Origin of the sequence: Mycobacterium sp. E796 (genome assembly GCF_001672815.1) — a bacterium.
GTDB lineage: Bacteria > Actinomycetota > Actinomycetes > Mycobacteriales > Mycobacteriaceae > Mycobacterium.
In genome coordinates, this window is the sequence record NZ_LZKK01000157.1 from 1 (window position 1) to 6,494 (window position 6,494).

Annotated in this window: 7 protein-coding genes; 6 read left to right on the forward strand and 1 reads right to left on the reverse strand. The window is 70.3% G+C overall.

What is annotated here, in order from left to right; genetic code table 11:
* From A5706_RS11425 to A5706_RS11435, 3 genes are all read left to right on the forward strand, one after another.
* Positions 1-205: 1,4-alpha-glucan branching protein domain-containing protein (locus tag A5706_RS11425; RefSeq protein ID WP_156767069.1), on the forward strand; the 205-nt coding region annotated here is incomplete at its 5' end.
* A gap of 97 nt (positions 206-302) precedes the next feature.
* Entirely contained in the window at positions 303-1,547 is a 1,245-nt protein-coding gene (locus A5706_RS11430) for a glycosyltransferase family 4 protein (RefSeq protein ID WP_068130357.1), read from the forward strand.
* Positions 1,548-1,557: 10 nt separating this feature from the next.
* On the forward strand, positions 1,558-2,913 hold the full coding sequence (locus A5706_RS11435; protein ID WP_068130360.1) for a TIGR01777 family oxidoreductase: 1,356 nt from the start codon (positions 1,558-1,560) through the stop codon (positions 2,911-2,913).
* 8 nt (positions 2,914-2,921) lie between these two features.
* Here A5706_RS11435 and A5706_RS11440 read toward each other — a convergent pair whose 3' ends face one another.
* The gene (locus tag A5706_RS11440) at positions 2,922-3,596 is read right to left on the reverse strand and encodes a phosphodiesterase (RefSeq protein WP_068130364.1); all 675 of its coding nucleotides are present in this window, start codon (positions 3,594-3,596) and stop codon (positions 2,922-2,924) included.
* A gap of 351 nt (positions 3,597-3,947) precedes the next feature.
* On the opposite strand from A5706_RS11440, the gene A5706_RS11445 reads away from it, so the two are divergent.
* From A5706_RS11445 to crtI, 3 genes are all read left to right on the forward strand, one after another.
* A complete protein-coding gene (locus A5706_RS11445) occupies positions 3,948-4,385 on the forward strand; it encodes an STAS domain-containing protein (protein WP_068130367.1) in 438 nt (145 codons plus the stop codon).
* 243 nt (positions 4,386-4,628) lie between these two features.
* The gene (locus A5706_RS11450; RefSeq protein ID WP_068130371.1) at positions 4,629-5,705 is read left to right on the forward strand and encodes a polyprenyl synthetase family protein; all 1,077 of its coding nucleotides are present in this window, start codon (positions 4,629-4,631) and stop codon (positions 5,703-5,705) included.
* The coding region (crtI, locus tag A5706_RS11455) for a phytoene desaturase family protein (protein ID WP_156767070.1) at positions 5,702-6,494 on the forward strand (793 nt) is incomplete at its 3' end. The genes A5706_RS11450 and crtI, both read left to right, overlap by 4 nt.

A 6,494-nucleotide genomic window follows, 5' to 3' on the forward strand; every position in this document is an offset into this window, starting at 1 on the left:
GTCCAGCGACTGGCCGTTCATGGTCAGCAAGGACTCGGCCGCCGACTACGCCCGCTACCGCGCGCACCTGCACGCGCACGCCACCCGCGAGATCGCCGGAGCGCTGGCGTCGGGCCGGCGCGACACCGCGCAGCGGCTGGCCGACGGCTGGAACCGCGCCGACGGCCTGTTCGGTGCCCTGGATGCGCGTAGGCTGCCCCGGTGAGCGCCTCCCCTTGCCGCGAGGGTCCCCAAACGTACGGCGACACGCCGGTGTGTGCGGCATTTTGGGGCCACTCGCGCCACCGAAGGGGGGCCCACGCGTGAAGATCCTGATGGTGTCGTGGGAATACCCGCCGGTGGTGATCGGCGGGCTGGGCCGGCACGTACATCACCTCTCGACCGCGCTGGCCGCCGCCGGCCACGACGTCGTCGTCCTGTCGCGCCGGCCGACGGGCACCGATCCCAGCACCCACCCGTCCTGCGACGAGATCAGCGAGGGCGTCCGCGTCATCGCGGCCGCACACGATCCGCACGAATTCACGTTCAGCAACGACATGATGGCCTGGACCCTGGCGATGGGTCACTCGATGATCCGCGCCGGGCTGTCGCTCAAGAAATACGGGAGCGACCGGTCGTGGCGTCCCGACGTCGTGCACGCGCACGACTGGCTGGTCGCCCACCCGGCCGTCGCTCTTGCCCAGTTCTACGACGCGCCAATGGTTTCCACGGTTCACGCGACCGAAGCCGGCCGGCATTCGGGCTGGGTCAGCGGCGCGATCAGCCGTCAGGTGCACGCGGTCGAATCGTGGCTGGTGCGCGAATCCGATTCGCTGATCACGTGTTCGGCGTCGATGGCCGACGAGATCACCGAGCTGTTCGGTCCCGGCCTCGCCGAGATCATCGTGATCCGCAACGGCATTGACGCGGCGCGCTGGCCCTTCGCGCCCCGCCGGCCGCGCACCGGGCCGGCCGAGCTGCTCTACCTCGGGCGGCTGGAGTACGAGAAGGGCGTGCACGACGCCATCGCAGCGCTACCGCGGATCCGGCGCAGCCACCCGGGCACCACGCTGACCATCGCCGGGGAGGGCACTCAGCAGGACTGGCTGATCGAGCAGGCCCGTAAACACCGGGTGCTCAAGGCGATCCGGTTTGTCGGGCACCTCGAGCACGCCGAGCTGCTCGCGCTGCTGCATCGGGCAGACGCGGCCGTGCTGCCCAGCCACTACGAGCCGTTCGGGCTCGTCGCCTTGGAGGCCGCCGCGGCCGGCACCCCGCTGGTGACCTCGAACATCGGCGGCCTGGGCGAGGCCGTGATCAACGGCCAGACCGGGGTGTCGTTCCCGCCCCGCGACGTGGCGGCGCTGGCCACGGCCGTCCGCACCGTGCTCGACGATCCCGACGCCGCGCAGCGGCGGGCCCGCGCGGCCCGCGAGCGGCTCACCTCCGACTTCGACTGGCGGACGGTGGCAAGGGAGACCGCGCAGGTCTATCTGGCGGCCAAGCGCGGCGAGCGGCAGCCGCAGCCGCGCCTGCCCATCGTGGAGCACGCGCTGCCGGACCGCTAACGTTCGAGCGATGGGGTTGCAGTATTCGAGCGTCATCGACGCACCGCGCGACGAGGTGTTCGCCTGGCACGCCCGGCCGGGCGCCTTCAACCGGCTCTCGCCGCCGTGGCAGCCCATGCGCGTCATCACCGAGGCCGACTCGCTCGAGGACGGGCGCGCCACGCTCGCGCTGCCCGGGGGGCTGCGCTGGGTGGCCGAGCACCAAGCCGACTCCTACGATCCGCCAAGGCGATTCGTCGACGCCATCGGCGGCGGCGGGCCGGCGGCCCTGCCGGCCCGGATCGCGGTGCGGTGGCGACACACCCATGACTTCGAGGATGTCGGCGGTGACCGCACCAGGGTCATCGACCGGGTCGACACGCCGGTGCCAGGGTCGTTGCTGCGCCCGATGTTCGCCTACCGGCACCGCCAGCTGGCCGACGACCTGGCCGCGCACCGGCTGGCCCGCGAGGCCGGTCTCGGCGCCGCGACCATCGCCGTCACGGGGGCGTCGGGGCTGGTCGGTTCGGCACTGACTGCGTTCCTGCGCACGGGCGGCCACCGCGTCATCACGCTGATCCGCAGGACCGCCGGCGGCGACGACGAGCGTCGGTGGAATCCCGACGACCCCGATCCGAACCTGCTGGGCGGGGTCGACGCGGTAATCCATCTCGCCGGCGCCTCGATCGCCGGCCGGTTCACCGACGCCCACCGGAATGCGATCCGCGACAGCAGGATCGGCCCGACCCGGCGCTTGGCCGAACTGGTGGCCCAAACCCACCCGGCGCCCCCCGTATTCGTCTCGGCTTCGGCGATCGGGTACTACGGCTACGACCGCGGCGAGGAATCCCTGACCGAGGACAGCGATCGCGGGGACGGGTTCTTGGCCGACGTCGTCGCCGAGTGGGAGGATGCGACGGCGCCCGCGGCGGCGGCCGGAGCGCGGGTGGTGCGGGTGCGCACCGGCATCGTGCAATCACCCCGCGGCGGCACCCTGAAGTTGATGCGTCCGCTGTTCGGCGCGGGATTGGGCGGTCGGCTCGGCGACGGCCGGCAGTGGTTGTCCTGGATCGCGATCGACGACCTGGTCGACATCTACCACCGCGCGGTGTGGGACGCCGGCCTGTCGGGCGCCGTGAATGCCGTTGCGCCGCAACCCGTCCGCAACAGCGAGTACACCCGCACCCTCGCCCACGTCGTGCGCCGGCCGGCGCTGCTGCCCGTGCCGCCCCTGGGCCCCCGCCTGCTGTTGGGCGAGCAGGGCGCCCGCGAACTCGCGTGCGCCAGCCAGAAAGTGGTTCCCGACAAGCTCACGGCGGCCGGGCACCGGTTTCGTCAACCCGACCTCGACACCGCCCTGCGGCACCTGCTCGGGCGCGTCCGATAGTTCAGGCCTCACTCGGCGTCCCTGCCGTCGCGGCTGCGCCGGTAGGCGCGGGCCCGCAGATCGGCGAGCCAATCGGGGTAGAGGCTCACCCCGGGCGCGGTGTTGGTGACCGGATCGAACGACACGTCCGGCTCGGGGTCGAGGACGCCGGTCAGGCTCAGCCGGGCCAGTGGCGTGAAATCGCCCCGGCCGCAGGCCTGGTCGATCGCAAAGTCGATGCCGGTATTGCCGATGGCCTGCTCGACGCTGTCCAGCGACAGTCCAAACCCGTTGACATCACTCATGATTCGTGCCCTCAGCCACCAGACGCTGCCCTGATAGCGAAAGGGCATCAGGCTGGTCAGCGTCTGGCCGGACCATGACGTGGTCGGGCGCAGCGCCACGGCCCGGGCCAGCACACCCGAACCCGCCGAGACCAGCAGGATGTCCCACGGCGACGCCGCCACCTGCTGGGGCGCGATGCGGAGGGCCAGGCCGATGAAGTCGGGCAGGACCCCCGGGGTGCCGGCGGCCTTGGAGATTCGGGCGACGACGTCGGACGAAGGGACGGGCAGCCCGTCGGCCGCGGGAGCGACGCGTTCGAGCGAGCCGTCGGCGAGTACGCCGACCGGATGGAAAAACCGGCGACCGCGCAGTGCGGATCCCCATTGAAAGGGCTTGGCCACAAGATCAGAAACGTCCACCGGCGCCGGGTTCCCGTTCTTGCCCGCGAGAAACCCCGGCCGCAAGGGGTCCGAAAGCGAACGGGAGGCGGATGCGTCCCGGCCGGAAAACGAATATCTACGGGAAGTTGCCGCGCCACGTCCCCGGTCACGCCTGGCCCGCGGCGCGGCGCGAAAAATCCGCATTGCCATTCCGCCACGGCGGGGCGCCGCGGCGGCTAGCATGTAAACCAGGTTGAGTTCACAGCTTCTTTTCGAGCGCGATGCATGGCCGCACCTGCCGCTCCCCTCACCAGCCGATTGGCCCACCAGATGACTGCTCACCGTTCCATGGATTCACCGGAGAAAAAACAACCCGCCAGCTGCCGTTACATGGCCGACTTCGAGGGCGCGCGGCTCTACGTATATGCGCGCAGCCTGGGCACCGTCCTGCGCGTCGATGGCGAGATCGACGCGTCGAATGCCGACCAGTTCGCCCAGACGATCCGCCGTTTCTCCCGCCTGAAAACCCCGTTGATCCTCGACCTGAGCCAGCTGGATTTTTTGAGCCTTGACGGTTTCCGGGCGCTGCTGTCGCTCAACCACGAACATCGCCAGGCGCGGGTGCACTGCAGCGTCGTCACCGGCCCTGCGATGCGCCCGCTGCTGCACATCATCACCGATCACGGTTTGCAGGTGGTGGGATCGGTGGCCGAAGCCCTCCAACTCCTCGACGACATCGTCAAGGCCAGGCGCCAGTTGCTCTCGGGCATCGTCGCCGATCGGCGACTCCGGCACGAGCCGGCGCAACGCGCCGCCATCCCCTCCTGAGGCCATAACGGCGTCCGGCGACGCACCTCACCGCACGGGCTAGCGACAAGCAGCGCATGTCCGCCAGCACTGGCGTACCGCTCGATCATTCAGTAAGTTAATGTTTCAATAACTTAACTGAGCGGCGCCGAGTCGTTGGCCGTCGCCCGGTGTTTTGTTTCGTCACCAGAGGGGTATCAACGCGTGAATCCGAGCCTTTCGAGCCGGCGGCTGGCGGACGTTTCGTGGGAGGCGGTCGGCCCGATGTGCCTGCCCGACAAAGACCAATTGGACGCCTGGCGTATGAGTCTGCGGCGGGCGGTGCTCGATCAAGTCACCGGATTCGTCGCCGAGCGATGCCACGACGCATTGGGTGCCTGCGGGGTGGACGTGGCCGGCGACATCTTGCTGGAGTTCGTCAACGGCGGCAAGTGCCTGCGCTCGACGTTCATGTATCTGGGCTGGTTATGCGGCGAAACTCCCAGCGATGCGGCACTGTCGGCAACCGCCAGCCTCGAGTTGCTGCACGCGTTTGCGCTGTTGCAAGACGATGTCATGGACAATTCGCCATCGCGGCGCGGTCGCCCGGCCGCGCACCTGCAATTCGCCACGTGGCACCGCCGCCGCGGGCTGTCCGGCTCCTCGCGGCGGTTCGGCGAATCGGCCGCCATCCTGCTCGGCGATCTCTGTTTGATCTGGGCCGAGCAGATGCTGCGCGACAGCGGCCTCGAGCGCCACCAGCTGCTCAAGGCATGGCCACGCTACGACGCCATGCGTACCGAGCTGGCGGTGGGCCAGTTCGCCGACCTGGCAACCGATATGCGGGACCTACCGACGATGGAGGCCGTTCTGGAGGTGGCGCGGCGCAAGTCCGGGAACTACACCGTGCGCCGGCCACTGGAGATCGGCGCCGCGATGGCCGGGTGCGACGCCCGGGTGCTCGACGCGCTAGGCGACTACGGCACCGCCATCGGCGAAGCTTTCCAGCTGCGCGACGACATCCTGGGCATCTTCGGGTCGCCCGCGGTGACCGGGAAGCCCAACGGCGGGGACCTGATCGAGCGCAAGGCCACCAGCGTCGTGGTGGCCGCGCACGAGTTGGCCGACGCGTCGACCCGCCGGCAGTTTCGCCAATTCATGAGCGGCGAGGAGCTCGACGACTCCGCACTGGACCAGTGGCGGAACCTCATCCTGGCCACCGGGGCGGTGCGGCTGATCGAACAACTGATCGCCGATCGCGTCGAGGCGGCTCTCAAGGCATTGGACGGAAACATCGTCGACGGCGCGCTCACCGCCGCGCTCGTCGACATGGCGGGCCTGTGCACCCGGCGCGCCGCATGAGCATCCGCACGGTGTCCGGGCGCACCGACCACGTCGTCGTGGTCGGCGCGGGATTCGCGGGGCTTGCCGCCGCGCTGCACCTGGCCGGCCGCGGCCGTGAAGTCACCGTGGTCGAGCGCCAAGCCTGGCCCGGCGGCCGGGCGGGGCGGCGCGATGTCGACGGCTACCACATCGACACCGGCCCGACGGTGCTCACGATGCCGGACATCATCGACGAGGCGTTCGCCGCGGTGGGCGAAACCGCCTCGGACAGAGTCGAATTGCGCCCGGTCGACCCGGCCTACCGGGCGCTGTTCGCCGACGGCAGCGGAATCGACGTGCACACCGAAGCCGACCGGATGGCCGCCGCGGTGCGCGAGTTCGCCGGACCACAGCAGGCCGACGGCTACCGGCGGCTGCGCGACTGGCTGAACCGGCTGTATCGCACGGAATTCGACGGCTTCATCGCCGCGAACTTCGACTCCCCGCTGTCGCTGCTGAGTCCTCAGCTGGCGCGGTTGGCCGCCCTCGGCGGGTTCCGCCGGTGGGACACGATGGTCAAGCGCCACATCAGCGATCCCCGGTTGCGCCGGGTGTTCACGTTCCAGTCGCTCTACGCCGGTGTCGCGCCCCAACATGCCCTGGCGGTGTACGCGGTGATCGCCTACATGGACACGGTCGCCGGGGTCTTCTTCCCGCGCGGCGGCGTGCGGGCGCTGCCCGACGCCCTCGCGGCGGCCGCCGCCGACGCCGGGGTGCGGTTCCGCTACGGGTCGACGGTCACCCGGCTGGAGCGCAGCGGGCAGCGGA